The 18,568-nt window shown below is 60.2% G+C and carries 17 protein-coding genes; 8 read left to right on the top strand and 9 right to left on the bottom strand.

Going from position 1 to position 18,568, the window contains the following annotated elements; translation table 11 throughout:
* Positions 1-4: 4 nt before the first annotated feature.
* Genes sdhA through sdhC form a run of 3 tightly spaced genes read right to left on the bottom strand, consistent with a single transcriptional unit; the run spans position 5 to position 2,517 of the window.
* Complete coding sequence (sdhA, locus tag PLD_RS23745; RefSeq protein WP_159897102.1) at positions 5-1,777, bottom strand: succinate dehydrogenase flavoprotein subunit; 1,773 nt, start codon at positions 1,775-1,777, stop codon at positions 5-7.
* A 3-nt stretch (positions 1,778-1,780) separates the two neighbouring features.
* Positions 1,781-2,149, bottom strand: a complete 369-nt coding sequence (gene sdhD / locus PLD_RS23740) for a succinate dehydrogenase, hydrophobic membrane anchor protein (RefSeq protein WP_159897100.1) — start codon at positions 2,147-2,149, stop codon at positions 1,781-1,783.
* Positions 2,143-2,517 (bottom strand): succinate dehydrogenase, cytochrome b556 subunit, encoded by a 375-nt coding sequence (gene sdhC / locus PLD_RS23735; RefSeq protein ID WP_011060048.1) that lies wholly within the window; start codon positions 2,515-2,517, stop codon positions 2,143-2,145. The genes sdhD and sdhC overlap by 7 nt, the downstream gene beginning before the upstream one ends.
* Positions 2,518-2,880: 363 nt before the next feature.
* On the opposite strand from sdhC, the gene gltA reads away from it, so the two are divergent.
* Positions 2,881-4,170 carry a citrate synthase gene (gltA, locus tag PLD_RS23730; RefSeq protein WP_159897098.1) on the top strand — a complete coding sequence of 430 codons (1,290 nt, stop codon included), beginning with the start codon at positions 2,881-2,883 and terminating at the stop codon, positions 4,168-4,170.
* Between the two features lie 305 nt (positions 4,171-4,475).
* Here gltA and PLD_RS23725 read toward each other — a convergent pair whose 3' ends face one another.
* The 3 genes from PLD_RS23725 to PLD_RS23715 form a co-directional block, all read right to left on the bottom strand.
* Positions 4,476-6,134 carry a cation acetate symporter gene (locus PLD_RS23725; protein WP_159897096.1) on the bottom strand — a complete coding sequence of 553 codons (1,659 nt, stop codon included), beginning with the start codon at positions 6,132-6,134 and terminating at the stop codon, positions 4,476-4,478.
* Positions 6,131-6,442: a DUF485 domain-containing protein gene (locus PLD_RS23720; RefSeq protein WP_159897094.1), complete on the bottom strand. Its 312-nt coding sequence runs from the start codon at positions 6,440-6,442 to the stop codon at positions 6,131-6,133. Before PLD_RS23720 ends, PLD_RS23725 begins: the two co-directional genes overlap by 4 nt.
* A gap of 190 nt (positions 6,443-6,632) precedes the next feature.
* Complete coding sequence (locus PLD_RS23715; protein ID WP_159897092.1) at positions 6,633-7,484, bottom strand: glycine betaine ABC transporter substrate-binding protein; 852 nt, start codon at positions 7,482-7,484, stop codon at positions 6,633-6,635.
* Positions 7,485-7,772: 288 nt separating this feature from the next.
* Between PLD_RS23715 and PLD_RS23710 the strand changes: the two genes are divergently transcribed.
* On the top strand, positions 7,773-9,368 hold the full coding sequence (locus tag PLD_RS23710; RefSeq protein WP_178116202.1) for a beta (1-6) glucans synthase: 1,596 nt from the start codon (positions 7,773-7,775) through the stop codon (positions 9,366-9,368).
* A 33-nt stretch (positions 9,369-9,401) separates the two neighbouring features.
* Here PLD_RS23710 and PLD_RS23705 read toward each other — a convergent pair whose 3' ends face one another.
* On the bottom strand, positions 9,402-9,767 hold the full coding sequence (locus tag PLD_RS23705; RefSeq protein ID WP_159897088.1) for a hypothetical protein: 366 nt from the start codon (positions 9,765-9,767) through the stop codon (positions 9,402-9,404).
* Between the two features lie 233 nt (positions 9,768-10,000).
* Between PLD_RS23705 and PLD_RS23700 the strand changes: the two genes are divergently transcribed.
* Together PLD_RS23700 and PLD_RS23695 are read left to right on the top strand one after the other, a co-directional pair.
* The gene (locus PLD_RS23700) at positions 10,001-11,299 is read left to right on the top strand and encodes a serine/threonine protein kinase (RefSeq protein ID WP_159897086.1); all 1,299 of its coding nucleotides are present in this window, start codon (positions 10,001-10,003) and stop codon (positions 11,297-11,299) included.
* On the top strand, positions 11,292-12,080 hold the full coding sequence (locus tag PLD_RS23695) for a VacJ family lipoprotein (protein WP_159897084.1): 789 nt from the start codon (positions 11,292-11,294) through the stop codon (positions 12,078-12,080). The genes PLD_RS23700 and PLD_RS23695 overlap by 8 nt, the downstream gene beginning before the upstream one ends.
* Positions 12,081-12,184: 104 nt before the next feature.
* Here the strand turns inward: PLD_RS23695 and PLD_RS23690 are convergent, their stop codons facing one another.
* A complete protein-coding gene (locus tag PLD_RS23690; protein ID WP_159897082.1) occupies positions 12,185-13,108 on the bottom strand; it encodes a DUF808 domain-containing protein in 924 nt (307 codons plus the stop codon).
* Between the two features lie 287 nt (positions 13,109-13,395).
* On the opposite strand from PLD_RS23690, the gene PLD_RS23685 reads away from it, so the two are divergent.
* The gene (locus PLD_RS23685; RefSeq protein WP_159897080.1) at positions 13,396-14,004 is read left to right on the top strand and encodes a TetR/AcrR family transcriptional regulator; all 609 of its coding nucleotides are present in this window, start codon (positions 13,396-13,398) and stop codon (positions 14,002-14,004) included.
* Positions 14,005-14,108: 104 nt separating this feature from the next.
* On the opposite strand, the gene PLD_RS23680 is transcribed toward PLD_RS23685, so the two are convergent.
* On the bottom strand, positions 14,109-14,549 hold the full coding sequence (locus PLD_RS23680; RefSeq protein WP_159897078.1) for a heme-binding protein: 441 nt from the start codon (positions 14,547-14,549) through the stop codon (positions 14,109-14,111).
* A 269-nt stretch (positions 14,550-14,818) separates the two neighbouring features.
* Between PLD_RS23680 and gcl the strand changes: the two genes are divergently transcribed.
* The 3 genes from gcl to PLD_RS23665 all read left to right on the top strand — a co-directional run bounded on the left by gcl (position 14,819) and on the right by PLD_RS23665 (position 18,544).
* A complete protein-coding gene (gene gcl, locus PLD_RS23675) occupies positions 14,819-16,594 on the top strand; it encodes a glyoxylate carboligase (RefSeq protein ID WP_159897076.1) in 1,776 nt (591 codons plus the stop codon).
* A gap of 150 nt (positions 16,595-16,744) precedes the next feature.
* Positions 16,745-17,527 (top strand): hydroxypyruvate isomerase, encoded by a 783-nt coding sequence (gene hyi, locus PLD_RS23670; protein ID WP_159897074.1) that lies wholly within the window; start codon positions 16,745-16,747, stop codon positions 17,525-17,527.
* A 123-nt stretch (positions 17,528-17,650) separates the two neighbouring features.
* Complete coding sequence (locus PLD_RS23665; RefSeq protein ID WP_159897072.1) at positions 17,651-18,544, top strand: 2-hydroxy-3-oxopropionate reductase; 894 nt, start codon at positions 17,651-17,653, stop codon at positions 18,542-18,544.
* Positions 18,545-18,568: the final 24 nt, after the last annotated feature.

The following is an 18,568-nucleotide window of genomic DNA, read 5'->3' as shown; positions in this document are numbered from 1 at the left end:
CCCTTTAGTAAGTCCGGACTTTTGGTTCAAAAGTCGGAACAGTCTTCGGCGAGAAGTTGACCGCACGCTTGGCAACGCGCTTCTCACCCGGGAAGTACAGGGTGTGGCACAGCCAGTTTTCGTCGTCACGGTCTTCAAAGTCTTCACGGGCGTGAGCGCCGCGGGACTCTTTACGCACTTCGGCAGCGACGGCAGTGGCTTCAGCCACTTCCAGCAAGTTCTGCAGCTCAAGTGCCTCGATACGTGCAGTGTTGAACGCTTGAGACTTGTCGTTGATCTTGACGTTGGCGATACGCTCGCGCAGGTCAGCCAACTGGGCAATACCCTTCTGCATGTACTCGCCGGTACGGAATACACCGAAGTAGTTCTGCATGCAGTTCTGCAGCTCGCGACGCAGGGTGGCAACGTCTTCACCGGTGGTGCGCTCGTTGAGCTTGGCCAGACGGTTCAGGGCAACGTCGACGTCGGTGTCGCTGGCATCGCGGTATTCGATACCGTCGGTCAGCGCTTTTTCCAGGTGCAGACCAGCTGCACGACCGAACACCACCAAGTCAAGCAGCGAGTTGCCGCCCAGGCGGTTGGCACCGTGTACCGATACGCAAGCCACTTCACCCACTGCGAACAGGCCAGGGATGATGGTGTCTTCACCAGCAGCGTTCTGAGTGATCGCCTGACCATGAATATTGGTGGCAACACCGCCCATCATGTAGTGACAGGTTGGAACAACGGGAACCGGAGCAACCACCGGGTCAACGTGGGCGAAGGTCTTGGACAGTTCGCAGATACCAGGCAGGCGGCTGTGCAGCACCTCCTCGCCCAGGTGATCAAGCTTGAGCATCACGTGGTCGCCATTCGGGCCACAGCCGTTGCCGGCAATGATTTCCTTGACCATGGAGCGCGCAACAACGTCACGACCTGCCAAGTCTTTGGCGTTCGGAGCATAACGCTCCATGAAACGCTCGCCATGCTTGTTGATCAGGTAACCACCTTCACCACGGCAACCTTCGGTTACCAGTACACCAGCGCCGGCGATGCCGGTCGGGTGGAACTGCCACATTTCGATGTCTTGCACCGGAACGCCGGCACGCAGCGCCATGCCCACACCGTCACCGGTGTTGATCAGGGCGTTGGTAGTGGAAGCGTAGATACGACCCGCACCGCCAGTAGCCAGAACGGTGGCCTTGGAGCGAATGTAGGTGGTTTCGCCGGTTTCGATGCAGATCGCGATCACGCCGACAAAGGCGCCATCCTGGTTCTTCACCAGATCGACTGCGTACCACTCGTTGAGGAAGGTGGTACCAGCTTTCAGGTTGCCCTGATAAAGGGTGTGCAGCAGTGCGTGACCGGTACGGTCGGACGCTGCGCAGGTACGAGCTGCCTGGCCGCCCTTGCCGTAATCCTTGGACTGACCGCCGAAAGGACGCTGGTAGATACGACCCGTTTCAGTACGGGAGAACGGCAGCCCCATGTGGTCCAGTTCGAAAACCGCGGCCGGGCCTTCCTGACACATGTATTCGATAGCGTCCTGGTCACCGATGTAGTCGGAACCCTTGACGGTATCGTACATATGCCAGCGCCAGTCATCGTTCGGATCCGCCGAGGCGATCGCGCAGGTGATGCCGCCCTGGGCAGACACAGTGTGCGAACGGGTCGGGAACACCTTGGTGATCACGGCAGTCTTGTGACCACCTTGGGCCAACTGCAGTGCAGCACGCATGCCGGCGCCGCCGCCGCCAATGATGATGGCGTCGAAAGAAATGGTTGGAATGTTAGCCATGAATCAGATACCCCAGAGAATCTGCACACCCCAGACGAAGTAAGCGAACATCGCGACGCCGCATACTGCCTGGAAAAGGAAACGTACTGCTGTCGCCGACTTGCCCAGCGCCATTGGCGTCAGGTAGTCCGTCGAAATGGTCCACATGCCCACCCAGGCGTGAGCGCCCAGAGCAACCATGGCCAGCAGACTGAAAATACGCATCCAGTTGTTTGCGAACAGGCCATGCCACTGTGCGTAGTCAATGCCCGGGTTCGCTACGAGGTATCCGATCAGAAAAATGAAATAAGCCGCGAGAACGACCGCAGACACACGTTGTGCCATCCAGTCATAAAGGCCCGAACGCGACAGGTTCGTAACGCTGGTTACCATATCCAAACTCCCGCCAGAACGATTACCACCACGGATACGGCGATAACGATTTTCGAGCCCAGCTTGCCGCCTTCCAGCGTCTCACCGATGCCCATGTCCATAATCAGATGGCGCACACCGGCCACCAAGTGATACAGCAAGGCGGACAAGAGGCCCCATGCAACGAATTTGGCCAGCGGACTGGTCAGGCACGCCTTCACCTCGGCATAACCTTCCTCGGAACCCAGGGATTTGCTCAATGCGTAAAGCATGATGCCAATACCCAGGAAGAGGATGATGCCGGAAACACGGTGGAGAAACGACGTAACGCCGGTGATGGGGAGTTTGATGGTCCTTAGGTCTAGGTTTACAGGTCGTTGGCTATTCACGGCTTTTTTTCACACTGAAGAGCCCCTAACAATCAGGGCAAAGTTGTTGGGGAGTGCACTGGTCAGGTAACCACTACCCAGGGAGTGCGACCCCCATCAAAACGGGCCCAGAAGCCTATGGAGGTCGGTGGCCGAGTATAGACAGTTAGGCTACTAATGACAACGCAAACCCCTTCCCCTAATAGCTCATTGCGTTAGCCTTATAAAAGGCGTAAATGGCACTGAATTTCGCACAAAAAACCCTCCCAAAGCCTTCTGGGACAAGACTTTAGGCAAATTGACATTCGGATTTATCTCACTATAGTGGTGCGGGCCCTGCGTGGGGGGTCTGTCTGATGATTTCAAGCATAAATAGGAGGCCACATGGCTGACAAAAAAGCGCAGTTGATCATCGAGGGCGCAGCCCCCGTCGAGCTGCCCATTTTAACCGGCACCGTTGGTCCCGATGTTATCGATGTTCGAGGCTTGACGGCCACGGGCCGCTTCACTTTTGACCCGGGTTTCATGTCGACCGCCTCCTGCGAGTCGAAAATCACCTACATTGACGGCGACAACGGCATTCTGCTGCACCGCGGCTACCCGATCGAACAACTGGCTGAAAAGTCGGACTATCTGGAAACCTGTTACCTGCTGCTCAACGGTGAATTGCCTACCGCCGAACAGAAGGCCCAGTTCGTCAGCACAGTAAAGAACCACACCATGGTTCACGAACAGCTGAAGACCTTCTTCAACGGTTTCCGCCGTGACGCTCACCCAATGGCGGTGATGTGTGGCGTAGTCGGCGCATTGTCGGCGTTCTACCACGACTCCCTGGACATCAATAACCCGCAGCACCGCGAAATTTCCGCCGTGCGCCTGGTGGCCAAGATGCCAACCCTGGCTGCGATGGTTTACAAGTACTCCATGGGCCAGCCGATGATGTACCCGCGCAACGACCTGTCGTACGCGGAGAACTTCCTGCACATGATGTTCAACACTCCGTGCGAGATCAAACCGATCAGCCCGGTGCTGGCCAAGGCAATGGACCGGATCTTCATCCTCCATGCCGATCACGAACAGAACGCCTCGACGTCCACCGTGCGTCTGGCAGGCTCCTCGGGCGCCAATCCGTTCGCCTGTATCGCTGCCGGCATCGCTGCCCTTTGGGGGCCGGCTCACGGCGGCGCCAACGAAGCCGTGCTGACCATGCTCGACGAAATTGGCGATGTTTCGAACATCGACAAGTTCATCGCCAAAGCCAAGGACAAGAACGATCCGTTCAAGCTCATGGGCTTCGGTCACCGCGTGTATAAAAACCGCGACCCACGCGCCACCGTAATGAAGCAGACCTGCGACGAAGTCCTGAAAGAACTGGGCATCAAGAACGACCCACAACTCGAACTGGCCATGCGCCTGGAAGAGATTGCCCTGACCGATCCGTACTTCATCGAACGCTCGCTGTACCCGAACGTCGACTTCTACTCGGGCATCATTCTCAAGGCGATTGGCATTCCGACCAGCATGTTCACCGTGATCTTCGCTCTAGCGCGGACCGTCGGCTGGATCTCCCACTGGAAAGAAATGCTCTCCAGCCCTTACAAGATCGGCCGTCCTCGTCAGTTGTACACCGGCTACGAATCGCGCGACATCACCAAACTGGAAGACCGCAAGTAAGACCTGCCTTGCGCACATGTCTTAGCTGCACCGGATACGGCCTCTAACAGAGGTCGTATTTGTTTCTGCCCCCTCCCCTCACCTAGACCCTGTCGGAACCGGCTTGCCGGCGAAGAACCCCGCAGCCCTGCCACCCCCTCGAATAAGCCTTCGCAGGCACACCAGCTCCTTGCATCTCGACTATCGCTGCGCCCGCAGTCGAGGGTATCTGAACAGGACGAGCAGACAAAAAATGCCCCGATCTTTCGACCGAGGCATTTTGCTATTACACAGCTTCTATATAGAAGCCGACACACAGGACGAGCTTAGTGCGACACCGCGCCACTGGCGCCCAGGCCGGTCTGCGAGCGCACGAACTGCGGGAAGAACAGAGCCCGCTCGTTGACCGCCGAAGTCGACTTGTCAGTGATGGAGAAGAACCAGATACCAACGAAGGCGATAGCCATCGAGAACAATGCCGGGTATTCATACGGGAAGACTGCCTGCTCGTGATGCAGGATCTGCACCCAGATGGTCGGACCGAGCACCATCAGCGCCACAGCACTCACCAGCCCCATCCAGCCGCCAATCATGGCGCCACGGGTAGTGAGCTTCTTCCAGTACATGGAAAGCAGCAATACCGGGAAGTTGCAGCTGGCGGCGATGGAGAACGCCAAGCCCACCATGAACGCAATGTTCTGGCTCTCGAAGAGAATGCCCAGGCCGATGGCCAACACGCCCAAGGCCACGGTAGTGATCTTGGAAACGCGAATCTCATCCTTCTCGTTGGCCTTGCCCTTCTTGACCACACTGGCATAGAGGTCGTGGGACACCGCCGAAGCACCTGCCAGGGTCAGGCCCGCCACTACCGCCAGAATGGTGGCGAAAGCCACCGCCGAGATGAAGCCGAGGAACACGCTACCGCCTACTGCATTGGCCAAGTGCACCGCCGCCATGTTGTTACCACCCAGCAAGGCGCCAGCAGCGTCCTTGAAGTCCGGATTAGTGCTCACCAGTAGGATCGCGCCAAAGCCGATGATGAAGGTCAAAATATAGAAATAACCAATGAAGCCTGTGGCGTAGAGCACGCTCTTACGGGCCTCTTTGGCATCGCTCACGGTGAAGAAGCGCATCAGAATGTGTGGCAGACCGGCAGTACCAAACATCAACGCCAATCCCAGGGAGAACGCCGAAATCGGATCTTTCACCAGGCCACCCGGGCTCATGATCGCCTCACCTTTAGGGTGAACCTTGACGGCCTCGGAGAACAGCGCGCTGAAGTCGAAGTTGACGTGCTTCATCACCATCAGCGCCATGAAAGACGCACCGGAGAGCAGCAACACCGCCTTGATGATCTGTACCCACGTGGTGGCCAGCATGCCGCCGAACAACACATACAGGCACATCAGGATACCCACCAACACAACCGCGACATGGTAGTCGAGGCCAAACAGCAACTGAATCAGCTTGCCAGCGCCCACCATCTGGGCGATCAGGTAGAACGCCACCACCACCAGCGAACCACAGGCCGACAGGGTGCGAATCTGGGTCTGCCCGAGGCGGTAGGACGCCACGTCGGCAAAGGTGTACTTGCCCAGGTTCCGCAAACGCTCAGCGATCAGGAACAGAATGATCGGCCAGCCCACCAAAAAGCCGATGGAGTAAATCAAGCCGTCATAGCCAGAGGCATATACCAGCGCGGAAATCCCCAGGAAGGACGCCGCCGACATGTAGTCGCCGGCAATCGCCAGGCCATTCTGAAAACCCGTGATCTTGCCGCCCGCCGCATAGTAATCGGCAGCCGACTTGTTGCGCTTGGAAGCCCAGTAGGTGATGCACAAGGTAGCGCCGACGAAGACCACGAACATCAGGATCGCCGACACGTTGAGGGGTTGCTTGTGAACTTCACCTGTCAACGCGTCAGCGGCCCAGAGGGCTGGAGCGAAAGCGGCAAGACCCAGAACTGCGAATAGACGTCGGATCATTGCTGAGCCTCCTTCAGAATCGCGTTATTCAGGTCGTCGAACTCACCGTTTGCGCGCCGTACATAGATAGCAGTCAGGACGAAGGCCGAGACAATCAAGCCGACACCAATGGGAATGCCCCAGGTGATGGATGAGGTGGGATTGATCTTGGCTCCCAGGATGTGGGGGCCGTAAGCAATCAATAGAATGAAACCCGCGTAAAGCCCAAGCATGATCGCCGAGAGAATCCAGGCGAACCGCTCTCGTTTACTGACCAGCTCCTTGAAACGCGGGCTGTTTTGAATCGAGAGGTAAATGCTGTCGTTCATTGTTTTTATCCTCGCAGCACAGATTTTAGGTAGAACACAATCCACTCTATGCGGCTACGAGACAGGTTCCAGACGACCTTAGTATTAGAACGAGATTAGTGCGGGCGGCAGGTTTTCCTCCCACAAACGGCAAGGCCGCCAACTGGCTTCAGCGGGCGGCCCCAAGACCATTGATCTAGACGCTTTGTGATTATTTAGCGGTCCACTCGGCAACCCGCTCCGGGTGTTTGCTCACCCACTCTTTGGCCGCCACATCCGGTTTTGTACCGTCTTGAATGGCCAGCATGACTTCACCGATTTCGTCTTTCGACGCCCACTGGAACTTCTTCAGGAACGCCGCCACTTCCGGCGCCTTCTTCTCCAGCCCCTTGCTGCCGATGCTGTTAACGGTTTCGGCGGCGCCGTATACACCTTTCGGATCGTCGAGGAAACGCAGCTTCCACTTGGCAAACATCCAATGCGGCACCCAGCCGGTCACGGCAATGGATTCATGTTTCTCTTCGGCGCGAGTCAGCTCAGCGATCATCGCGGCCCCGGAACTGGCCTGTAGCTTGTAGTCCAGTCCGTAATCCTTGATCGCCTGATCAGTCTTGAGCATCACGCCGGAACCTGCGTCGATGCCAACGATTTTATTCTTGAAGCTGGTGTCGGTCTTGAGGTCTTCGATGGACTTAGCCTTGACGTACTCAGGCACGATCAGGCCAATTTTGGCGTCGTTGAAGTTGGGGCCGTAATCGACCACTTTATCTTTGTTCTTGGCCCAGTACTCACCATGGGTCACTGGCAACCAGGCCGATAACATGGCGTCGAGTTTCCCGGTGGCCACGCCCTGCCACATAATGCCGGTCGCCACCGCCTGCAGCTTGACGTCATAGCCGAGCTTTTGCTTGATCACCTCCGCCGCCACGTAGGTGGTCGCCACGCTGTCTGACCAACCGTCTACGTAGCCGATGCTCAGGGTCTTGCTGTCAGCACTGGCCAAACTGGAACTGACGGCAAGCACCATTGCGGCACCTGCGCCTAAGATTCGTCGCATCTTCATCGTTATTTCCCCGAAAAGTGCAGTGCCAGGCGGATGCCGGGCACGCCAACGTAAGGTTATGGTGCACAGCGCCCCCTTCACGCCTCACCGCAAACATGCTCGATCATCAGCGGAGTACTGATGCTTCGATCATCAACCTGCGATCATCCGCGACCTGCTCTGACTGCGACCTCAAGGTAACAAGCAGCGACATCATATCGCCAGCCACCGAGCACTTTTCCTAACGGGAAAACAGGCCTGCCTGGACTTTGCATGTCAAAATCATGCCGGCCGCCAGACTGCGAACAAATGCGGGTAAGATGCCCGGCTTTGTTCCACTACGGCCCAACCATGCCCGCCACCGCACGCTTTCCCACCCTTGCTTATCTATTCGCTTGCCTGCTTGGCTTGCTGGCCCTTGGCGGCTACTGGTACGGCCTCGGCCAACCGGTACAGCTAGCGGATGTCGCCAGCGCCAGCCACAAGCTGCAATGCGCGTCCTATACACCGTTTGACAAAGACCAGTCGCCCTTCGACCAACCACTCAAACTGCGCCCCGAGCGCATGGACGCCGACCTGGCGTTACTGGCTACCCGCTTCACATGCATCCGCACCTACTCGATGACCGGCCTTGAGGCGCTGCCTGAGCTAGCGCGCAAGCACGGCCTGAAGTTGATGATCGGTGCCTGGGTCAACAGCAACCCGATGGCCACCGAAAAAGAGGTCGACCTGCTGATCGCTTCAGCCAACGCCAACCCGGACGTGGTCAGCGCGGTGATCGTCGGCAACGAAGCACTGCTGCGCAAGGAGATCACCGGCCCGCAACTGGCGCGACTGATCCTCAAGGTCAAGGCCCACGTCAAGCAACCGGTGACCTACGCCGATGTCTGGGAGTTCTGGCTCAAGCATCCACAGATCGCTCCGGCCGTGGACTTCCTGACCATCCACTTGCTGCCCTACTGGGAAGATGATCCCTCGAACATCGACGCGGCCTTGAACCACGTGGCCGAAGTACGCCAAGTGTTCGGCAACCGCTTCGCCCCCAAAGACGTGCTGATCGGCGAAACCGGCTGGCCCAGTGAAGGCCGCCAGCGCGAAACCGCCCTGCCCAGCCGGGTCAACGAAGCCAAATTCATACGCGGCTTTGTTGCCCTGGCGGAGCAGAACGGCTGGCACTACAACCTGATCGAAGCCTTCGACCAACCCTGGAAACGTGCCAGCGAAGGCGCGGTTGGTGGCTACTGGGGCTTGTTCGACGCGGATCGTCAGGACAAGGGCATTCTCGCAGGCCCGGTATCCAACCTGCCTGGCTGGCCGTTCTGGCTGGCGGTCGGCACGCTGATTTTCCTTGCCACCCTGGTACTGGGCGGTCGCGTCCGCAATCACCGCGCGGCGCTGCTGTTGCCGCTGCTGGGCGCCCTGGCCGCTTGCGCCATTGGCACCTGGGGTGAACTGGCACGGGTCACCAGTCGCTTTGCCGGCGAATGGTGCTGGGCTGCACTGCTGTTAGGCCTGAATCTGCTGGTCCTGGCCCATGGGGCACTGAGCTTGAGCCCTCACCAAGGCTGGCGCCAACGCGCCTTCAATGCCCTGGAGAAACGTGCCGGCTGGCTCTTGGCAACAGCTGGCTTCGCCGCGGCAGTGATGATGCTGGAGCTGGTGTTCGACCCGCGATATCGCAGCTTCCCCAGCGCCGCCTTACTGCTGCCAGCGCTGGTCTACCTGTGCCGCCCGGTTCGGGTTCCGCGCCGCGAGGTCGCCCTGCTGACCTTTATCGTCGGCGCCGGCATTGCTCCACAGCTGTATCAGGAAGGCCTGGCCAACCCACAAGCCTGGGGCTGGGCTGCGGTCAGCCTGCTGATGGTGGCCGCAATGTGGCGCAGCCTGCGGGCGCGCGTCGCCTGAACAACCACCGGTAGCGGCGGCAAAAAACCGTGGCTATCGGTGACTGGCGCGCACCAGGCGCAATGCCGAAATCACCACGGCAAATACCGCCAACGTGGTGTTGTACAGCGCCAAGGCCGGCAGACCGATCAACAAGGCCAGCACCGCCAGGCTCCAGCCAGCACGAGCAGGCACCACGAAGCCCAGCAACGCCGCCGCCAAGGCGCTCCAACCCAACACTTTGAAATGAATCATCCAGCCCAGGCTAGAGCGCAACGAGCATTCCCAACGACTGGCGTCATCGGCACAGACGCCCACCCACCGTGCCTCCTCCATGAAGCCGTAGCGCAGGCCATAACTGGCGGCCAACCACAGCACCAGGACGATAAACAGCAGAATCAACGGAAGGCGGCGGGACATGGAACACTCCAAACAATCAAAACGGCGCCCAGCATAATCGCCCAAGGATGCTTGGCAAGCAGGATGCACAGATTGCTGTTCAGCAAATAGCGGTAACCTGTATCGTCCGCCTACCATTATCCCTTCTCCCCCCGTCACAGGCGTTATTTGCGGCCAACCATGGCACTTCGGCAGCAGCGCGGTGGTCATACCCTGCGAACCTCTTTCGGCACCTTCCTTCTAGGGATACAGTCATGCTTCGTTCCTTGCGCTTCGCTGCCCTGTTCGGTGGCCTTATCCTGAGTGCGTCCGCACTGGCGGTCGACGTCGACCCTGCCACCTATGGCTATCCGTTGACCAACCCCTTTGAAGCCACCATCGCCACCACACCGCCCGAGTTACGCCCGGAACTGCCTTCCAACGATGACATCAATCAATCCGACCACAGTCTGAACCTGCGGCCGGAGCGCGAGTTCATCCTGCCGGACAATTTCTGGGCGGTGAAAAAACTCACCTACCGCATCGCCACCCAGGACCACGCCGCGCCGCTGATTTTCCTTATCGCCGGCACCGGGGCGCGCTACGACAGCAGCCTCAACGAATACCTGAAGAAGCTTTATTACAAGGCCGGCTATCACGTGGTGCAGTTATCCTCGCCCACCAGCTTCGACTTCATCAGCGCCGCTTCGCGTTTCGCCACACCCGGTGTCACCCAGGAAGACGCCGAAGACATGTACCGGGTCATGCAGGCCGTGCGGGCGCAGCATCCCAAGCTGCCGATCACCGAGTTCTACCTCACCGGCTACAGCCTGGGCGCCCTGGACGCGGCGTTCGTCAGCAAGCTGGATGAAACCCGGCGCAGCTTCAACTTCAAGAAAGTCCTGCTGCTCAACCCGCCGGTCAACCTCTACACCTCAGTCACCAACCTCGACAGATTGGTACAGACCGAGGTCAAGGGCATCAACAACAGCACCACCTTCTACGAATTGGTGCTGGGCAAACTGACCCGCTACTTCAAACAGAAGGGCTACATCGACCTCAACGACGCACTGCTCTATGACTTCCAGCAGTCCAAGCAGCACTTGAGCAACGAACAGATGGCGATGTTGATCGGCACCTCGTTCCGCTTCTCGGCTGCGGACATTGCCTTCACCTCGGACCTGATCAACCGGCGCGGCCTGATCACCCCGCCCAAGTACCCGATCCGCGAAGGCACCAGTCTGACGCCGTTTCTCAAGCGCGCCCTGCAATGCGATTTCGACTGTTACCTGACCGAACAAGTGATCCCGATGTGGCGCGCACGCACCGACGGCGGCAGCCTGCTGCAACTGGTCGACCAGGTGAGCCTCTACGCCCTCCAGGATTACCTCAAGGACAGCCCGAAAATTGCCGTGATGCACAACGCCGATGACGTAATCCTCGGCCCCGGGGACCTGGGGTTCCTGCGCAAAACCTTCGGCGACCGCCTGACCGTCTACCCCCATGGCGGCCACTGCGGCAACCTCAACTACCGCGTCAACAGCGACGCCATGCTGGAGTTCTTCCGTGGCTAAACATCTTCTGCTTATCGCGGCGTTACTCTGCACAGGCTATGCCCAGGCCGACAACAGCAAAACCACTACGCCCAGCGTTCCAGATGCCGACGGTTTCACCGAACCGCTGAAGCAACTCAAGTTCAATCCGGGCCTGGACCAGCGCGAGTTCGAGCGCTCGACCCTCAACGCCCTGAACATCTACGACCCGCTGGAGTCCTGGAATCGCCGGGTCTACCACTTCAATTACCGCTTCGACCAGTGGGTGTTCCTGCCGGTGGTGGATGGTTACCGCTATGTGACGCCAGACTTCCTGCGCAGCGGGGTCAGCAACTTCTTCAACAACCTCGGCGACGTACCCAACCTGGTGAACAGCCTGCTGCAGTTCAAAGGCCAGCGCTCGATGAAAACCACCGCGCGCTTGCTGCTCAACACCACCATTGGCGTTGCCGGCCTGTGGGACCCGGCCACCCGGATGGGGCTGCCACGTCAGAGCGAAGACTTTGGCCAGACCTTGGGCTTCTATGGCGTGCCCGGTGGGGCCTATCTGGTGCTGCCGATCCTTGGCCCTTCGAACTTGCGGGACACCGCAGGACTAGCAGTGGACTACACTGCGGAGTCGGCGATCAACTTCCTCAACGTCGCCAAAGTCAGCGAGGATCACCCGGAAATCTGGGGCCTGCGGGTCGTCGACAAGCGCTACCAGACCAGTTTCCGTTACGGCCAGTTGAACTCGCCTTTCGAATACGAAAAGGTGCGTTACGTGTACACCGAATCGCGCAAGCTGCAGATCGCCGAATAGCCCCTTCCCAGCCCCCGCTCGATGGAGGCTGGACCTGCAGCGTTTCGCCCGCCGCCACCGACCTTGTCGGTGGCCGGCTCGATACCCGCTCGCCACATCACCCTTCAACCACGTAGAGCGCGCCAGCCCTTGCCCAGCAAGGTCACGACCAGCAGCACTGCCGCGCCAGCGACAATCCCGGCAAGCGCATTAAGCAGGGTCGGCATGATCACCGACACCACGCCGATGGCCCCGGCGCTGCGTTCAGCCCAACCTTCGATCAAATGATGCAGCGCAGGAATACCGTGGGTCAGGATCCCGCCGCCGACCATGAACATCGCCGCGGTGCCGATCACCGACAGGCTCTTCATCATCAGCGGCGCCGCCTGCAGGATCGCCCCGCCGACGCTCTTGGCCAAAGCGCCAGGCTTCCGTGCCAGCCACAACCCCAAGTCATCGAGCTTGACGATGCCCGCCACCAGGCCATAAACGCCGGCGGTCATGACGATGGCGATCCCCGAGAGCACCACCACTTGCTGGCTCAGCGACGCCCCCGCGACCGTCCCTAGGGTGATGGCAATGATTTCCGCGGAAAGAATGAAGTCGGTACGGATCGCCCCCTTGATCTTGGCCCGCTCAAAGGCCACCAGATCCACCTGGGGATCGGCCAACGCCTGCAGGGTTTGCTGGTGTTCAGCGGCGCTCTCGGCCGGGTGCAAGTATTGGTGCGCGAGTTTCTCGAAGCCCTCGAAACACAGATAGCCGCCGCCGAGCATCAGCAATGGCGTGACCAGCCACGGCGCCCACGCACTGATGGCCAAGGCCGCCGGCACCAGGATCAACTTGTTACGGAACGAACCCTTGGCCACGGCCCAGACCACGGGAATCTCCCGCTCGGCGCGAACCCCGGAAACCTGTTGGGCGTTCAGCGCCAGATCGTCGCCCAATACACCGGCGGTTTTCTTCGCCGCCAACTTGGTCATCAAGGCCACGTCATCGAGTACCGCGGCGATGTCGTCAATCAAAACCAGCAAACTGCTTCCTGCCATGGGCCAGGCTTCCCCGCGTGAAATAAGGCGCGAAGCATAACGCGCTCACCGCGCGACACGCGAGATCGCGCAAGCAGCCCCCTCCCGGAAACGACAAGCGATGCCCCATCCACCCGACTGATCCGTGACCTTTTCACCATGGAACGCCCCCGTGGACGGGGTGGGCCCGGCATCGGGCGCCCCCTGCCCGGCGCAGGAAAACCGCGGCCAACAGGCATTCTTGAGCCTCGCGCGATGCCGGTGCTACCATGCGCAACCGCCCGAACAGGCAAGGAACCCCCCGGTTTATGAGCACCATCCGCGAGCGCAATAAAGCACTGATCCTGCGGGCCGCCAGTGAAGAGTTTGCCGACAAGGGCTTTGCAGCGACCAAGACCAGCGACATCGCCGCCAAGGCCGGCTTGCCCAAGCCCAACGTCTACTACTACTTCAAGTCCAAGGAAAATCTCTATCGCGAGGTGCTGGAAAGCATCATCGAACCGATTCTCCAGGCCTCCACGCCGTTCAATGCCGATGGCGTGCCCAGCGAAGTGCTCAGCAGCTACATCCGCTCGAAAATCCGCATCTCCCGCGACCTGCCGTTCGCCTCCAAAGTGTTCGCCAGCGAAATCATGCATGGCGCGCCGCACCTGAGCCCGGAGCAAGTGGAACAGCTCAACGCCCAGGCCAAGCACAATATCGAATGCATCCAGACCTGGATCGATCGCGGCCTGATCGCCCCGCTCGACCCCAACCACCTGATGTTCAGCATCTGGGCCGCAACCCAGACCTACGCCGACTTCGACTGGCAGATCTCGGTGGTCACCGGCAAGCCCAAGCTCGACGAAGACGACTACGAAGCCGCGGCGCAGACCATCATTCGCCTGGTGCTCAAGGGCTGCGAACCGGACCGTTGACGGCGCTGCGCGTCCCTTCTGGTTGCTGCACTGGAACCTGCCGACGCCTGACAGCTTTTCGCGGGCTCGGCTGCGGCGACAGGCCAGGGCCCCGAGGTTGAGGGCTACGCGCTGACGCCGGCGTCCGCCGCCAGGCCCTGAGCTTCGATCGCGCTGATTGCGCATTGCTCATCGATGTCCGAGGTATCGCCACTGATGCCGATCGCCCCCATCACCACCCCCGCCTGATCCCGAATCAGCACCCCGCCCGGTGCCGGCACCACACTGCCCTGCCCCAAGCCATTTAACGCCCCGATAAATGCCGGGCGCTGCTGCGCGTCCAGGGCCAGCAGGCGCGAGCCCTTGCCCAGAGCGATCGCCCCCCAGGCCTTGCCAATGGCGATCTGCGGACGCAGCAGGCTGGCGCCGTCCTCTCGTTGCAGGGCCACCAGATGCCCGCCGGCGTCCAGCACGGCGATGGTCAAGGGCGCCGCGCTGATCTGGCGCCCCGCACTGATGGCCTGATTGGCCAGGTTGACTGCGACTTTCAAGGTTAAAGCGCTCATGGGTGCCGTCCTTATCTTGTTATTGAGAAAGCCCGAGGGAAGCTTCTTGTAGGAGAAGTCCGATACAGCAAATAGAACACAATGAACTTGTATTTTGTATACAATAAATCGCAAAAATCGGTACGTGCGACAAATGGACGCCGGTTCATAGGGGCTTACGCAAAAGCAACTGCAGTTCAAGAAAATCAATTGACCTGCGTCGCTCGCCATGAATACACTTTGCGCAAAGCCACTTGTATACAATTATAAAACGTAAGAGGCACAAAACCATGAGCAAAATGAGAGCAATCGAAGCCGCCGTTCTGGTGATGCGCCGCGAAGGGGTCGATACCGCTTTTGGCATCCCGGGTGCCGCCATCAACCCACTGTATTCCGCGCTGCAGAAGGTTGGTGGCATCGATCACGTCCTCGCTCGCCACGTCGAAGGCGCCTCGCACATGGCTGAGGGCTACACCCGCACCAAGGCCGGCAACATCGGTGTGTGCATCGGCACCTCCGGACCGGCCGGCACCGACATGGTCACCGGCCTCTACAGCGCCTCGGCCGACTCGATTCCGATTCTCTGCATTACCGGCCAGGCGCCTCGGGCCCGCCTGCACAAGGAAGACTTCCAGGCGGTGGACATCACCAGCATCGTCAAGCCGGTGACCAAATGGGCCACCACCGTACTGGAACCGGGCCAGGTGCCTTACGCCTTCCAGAAAGCCTTCTATGAAATGCGCTCCGGCCGTCCCGGTCCGGTGCTGATCGACCTGCCGTTCGACGTGCAAATGGCGGAAATTGAATTCGATATCGAGGCCTACCAGCCACTGCCCCTGGCCAAGCCAAGCGCGACCCGAGTCCAGGCCGAGAAAGCCCTGGCCCTGCTGGACCAGGCCGAGCGTCCGTTGCTGGTGGCCGGCGGCGGCGTGATCAACGCCGATGCCAGCGAGCTGTTGGTGGAGTTCGCCGAGCTGACCGGCATTCCTGTAATTCCAACCCTGATGGGCTGGGGCAGCATCCCCGATGATCACCCGCAGATGGTGGGCATGGTTGGCCTGCAGACCTCGCACCGCTATGGCAACGCCACCCTGCTCAAATCCGACGTGGTGCTGGGCATTGGCAACCGCTGGGCGAATCGCCATACCGGTTCGGTGGACGTCTATACCGAAGGCCGCAAGTTCATTCACGTGGACATCGAGCCGACCCAGATCGGCCGGGTATTCACCCCGGACCTGGGCATCGTCTCCGATGCCGGCAGCGCCCTGACCGTGCTGCTGGAAGTGGCCCGCGAATGGCAAACCGCCGGAAAACTCAAAGACCGCAGTGCCTGGTTGAATGACTGCCAGCAGCGCAAGGCCAGCCTGCACCGCAAGACCCACTTCGACAACGTGCCGGTCAAGCCGCAACGGGTTTACGAAGAGATGAACCAGGTGTTCGGCAAAGACACCTGCTACGTCAGTACCATCGGCCTGTCGCAGATTGCCGGCGCCCAGTTCCTCCACGTCTACAAACCGCGCCATTGGATCAACTGCGGTCAGGCTGGACCACTGGGCTGGACCATTCCCGCCGCCCTGGGCGTGGTCAAGGCCGATCCAAGCCGCAAGGTGGTGGCGCTGTCCGGCGACTACGACTTCCAGTTCATGATCGAAGAGCTGGCGGTGGGCGCCCAGTTCAACCTGCCCTACATTCATGTGGTGGTGAACAACTCCTACCTGGGGCTGATCCGTCAGGCCCAGCGCGGCTTCGACATGGACTACTGCGTGCAGCTGTCCTTCGACAACCTCAACGCGCCGGAACTCAACGGCTATGGCGTCGACCACGTGGCGGTCGCCGAAGGCCTGGGTTGCAAGGCCCTGCGGGTGTTCGAACCCAAGGACATCCAGCCGGCGCTGCGCCAGGCCCAGGAAATGCTCCAGACCTACAAGGTGCCGGTGGTGGTGGAAATCATCCTGGAGCGGGTGACCAACATTTCCATGGGCACCGAGATCAACGCGGTCAACGAGTTCGAAGACCTGGCGCTGGTAGGCAACGACGCCCCCACCGCGATTTCCCTGCTCGACTAACCCCTGGAGCCGCTGCCACAGGCTGTCATCGGGTTCACCGAACCCTGCCGGGATTGCCCCGTACGCCCTCTTGTCCAGAGAGGTCGCCGGGGCAGCCCGACTGCGACCTTGGCGCCCGCCACAGGCTTCACCGCTTCACAGGAGACCACCATGCCGCGTTTTGCCGCCAACCTGTCCATCCTGTTCACCGAACAGGACTTCCTCTCCCGCTTCAAGGCCGCCGCCGATGCCGGCTTCAGCGGCGTCGAATACCTGTTTCCCTACGAATTCAGCTCCGCCGAGATCAAGGCGCAACTCGATGCCCACGGCCTGACCCAGGTGCTGTTCAACCTGCCGGCCGGTGACTGGGCCAAGGGTGAGCGCGGTATCGCCTGCCTGCCCGATCGGGTCGAGGAGTTCCGTGCCGGAGTCGACCTGGCCATCGCCTACGCCCAGGTCTTGGGCAACACCCAGGTCAACTGCCTGGCCGGCATCAGCCCCCAGGGCGCGGACCAGGGCCTGCTGGAAAAAACCTTGGTCGCCAACCTCAAATACGCCGCCGACAAGCTCCAGGCGGTGGGCATCAAACTGGTGATGGAGGCCATCAACACCCGCGACATTCCCGGTTTCTACCTCAACAACACGGCCCAGGCGCTGTCGATCCAAAAACAGGTAGGCAGCGCCAACCTGTTCCTGCAGTACGACATCTACCACATGCAAATCATGGAGGGTGACCTGGCGCGGACCATGAGCAACCACCTCAGCCAGATCAACCACATCCAGCTGGCGGACAACCCCGGGCGCAATGAGCCGGGCACCGGCGAAATCAACTACCGCTTCCTTTTCGAGCACCTCGACCGCATCGGCTACCAAGGCTGGGTCGGCTGCGAGTACAAGCCGCTGACCACCACCGAGGCTGGCCTTGGCTGGCTGAAAACCCACAACGCAATCTGAACCCGCACGCCTGTAGGAGCCGGTTTGCCGGCGAACGGGTCGGCACGCCTAGCACGGCCCTGAAGACCGCCTTTGCTGGCCAGCCAGCGCCTACAAGGCCCCGTTGAATAGAGGATTTTTATCATGGCTAAAATCGGATTTATCGGCACCGGCATCATGGGCCACCCCATGGCCGCCAACCTGCAGAAAGCCGGTCACTCGCTGCTGCTCTCGGAACACCACGGCAAGCCCCCGGCCGACCTGATCGCCGCCGGCGCCGTGGCCCTGGCCTCGCCCCGGGAAGTGGCCCAGGAAGCCGAATTCGTCATCATCATGGTGCCCGATACGCCCCAGGTCGAAGACGTGCTGCTGCGTGCCGACGGCGTGGCCGCCGGGATCGGCAAAGGCAAGATCGTCATCGACATGAGTTCGATCTCCCCCACCGCGACCAAAGCCTTCGCCGCCAAGATCAACGAGAAAGGCGCGCAGTACCTTGACGCGCCAGTGTCCGGCGGCGAAGTCGGGGCCAAGGCGGCGACCCTGAGCATCATGGTTGGCGGCGATGAGCAGGCGTTTGAACGCGCCCTGCCGCTGTTCCAGAGCATGGGCAAGAACATCACCCTGGTGGGAGGCAACGGTGACGGCCAGACCGCCAAGGTGGCCAACCAGATCATCGTCGCCCTGAACATCCAGGCGGTGGCCGAAGCCCTGCTGTTCGCCGCGAAGAACGGGGCCGACCCGGCCAAGGTACGTGAAGCGCTGATGGGCGGTTTCGCGTCCTCGAAGATCCTGGAAGTGCACGGCGAGCGCATGATCAAGGGTACCTTCGACCCGGGCTTCCGTATCAACCTGCACCAAAAGGACCTGAACCTGGCCCTGAGCGGTGCCCGCGAGCTGGGCATCAACCTGCCGAACACCGCCGGCACCCAACAAGTGCTCAGCACCTGCACCGCCATCGGCGGCGCTAACTGGGACCACTCGGCCCTGATCAAGGGCCTGGAACACATGGCCAATTTCTCGATCCGCGAGAAAAACTAAGCAGCATTTGTAGCCGCTGCCGAA

This window comes from Pseudomonas sp. LD120 (genome assembly GCF_009861525.1).
In the GTDB taxonomy this organism is placed as follows: domain Bacteria; phylum Pseudomonadota; class Gammaproteobacteria; order Pseudomonadales; family Pseudomonadaceae; genus Aquipseudomonas.
The sequence above is the reverse complement of the archived record's forward strand: the minus strand, read 5'-3'. Positions and strand labels throughout refer to the sequence as shown.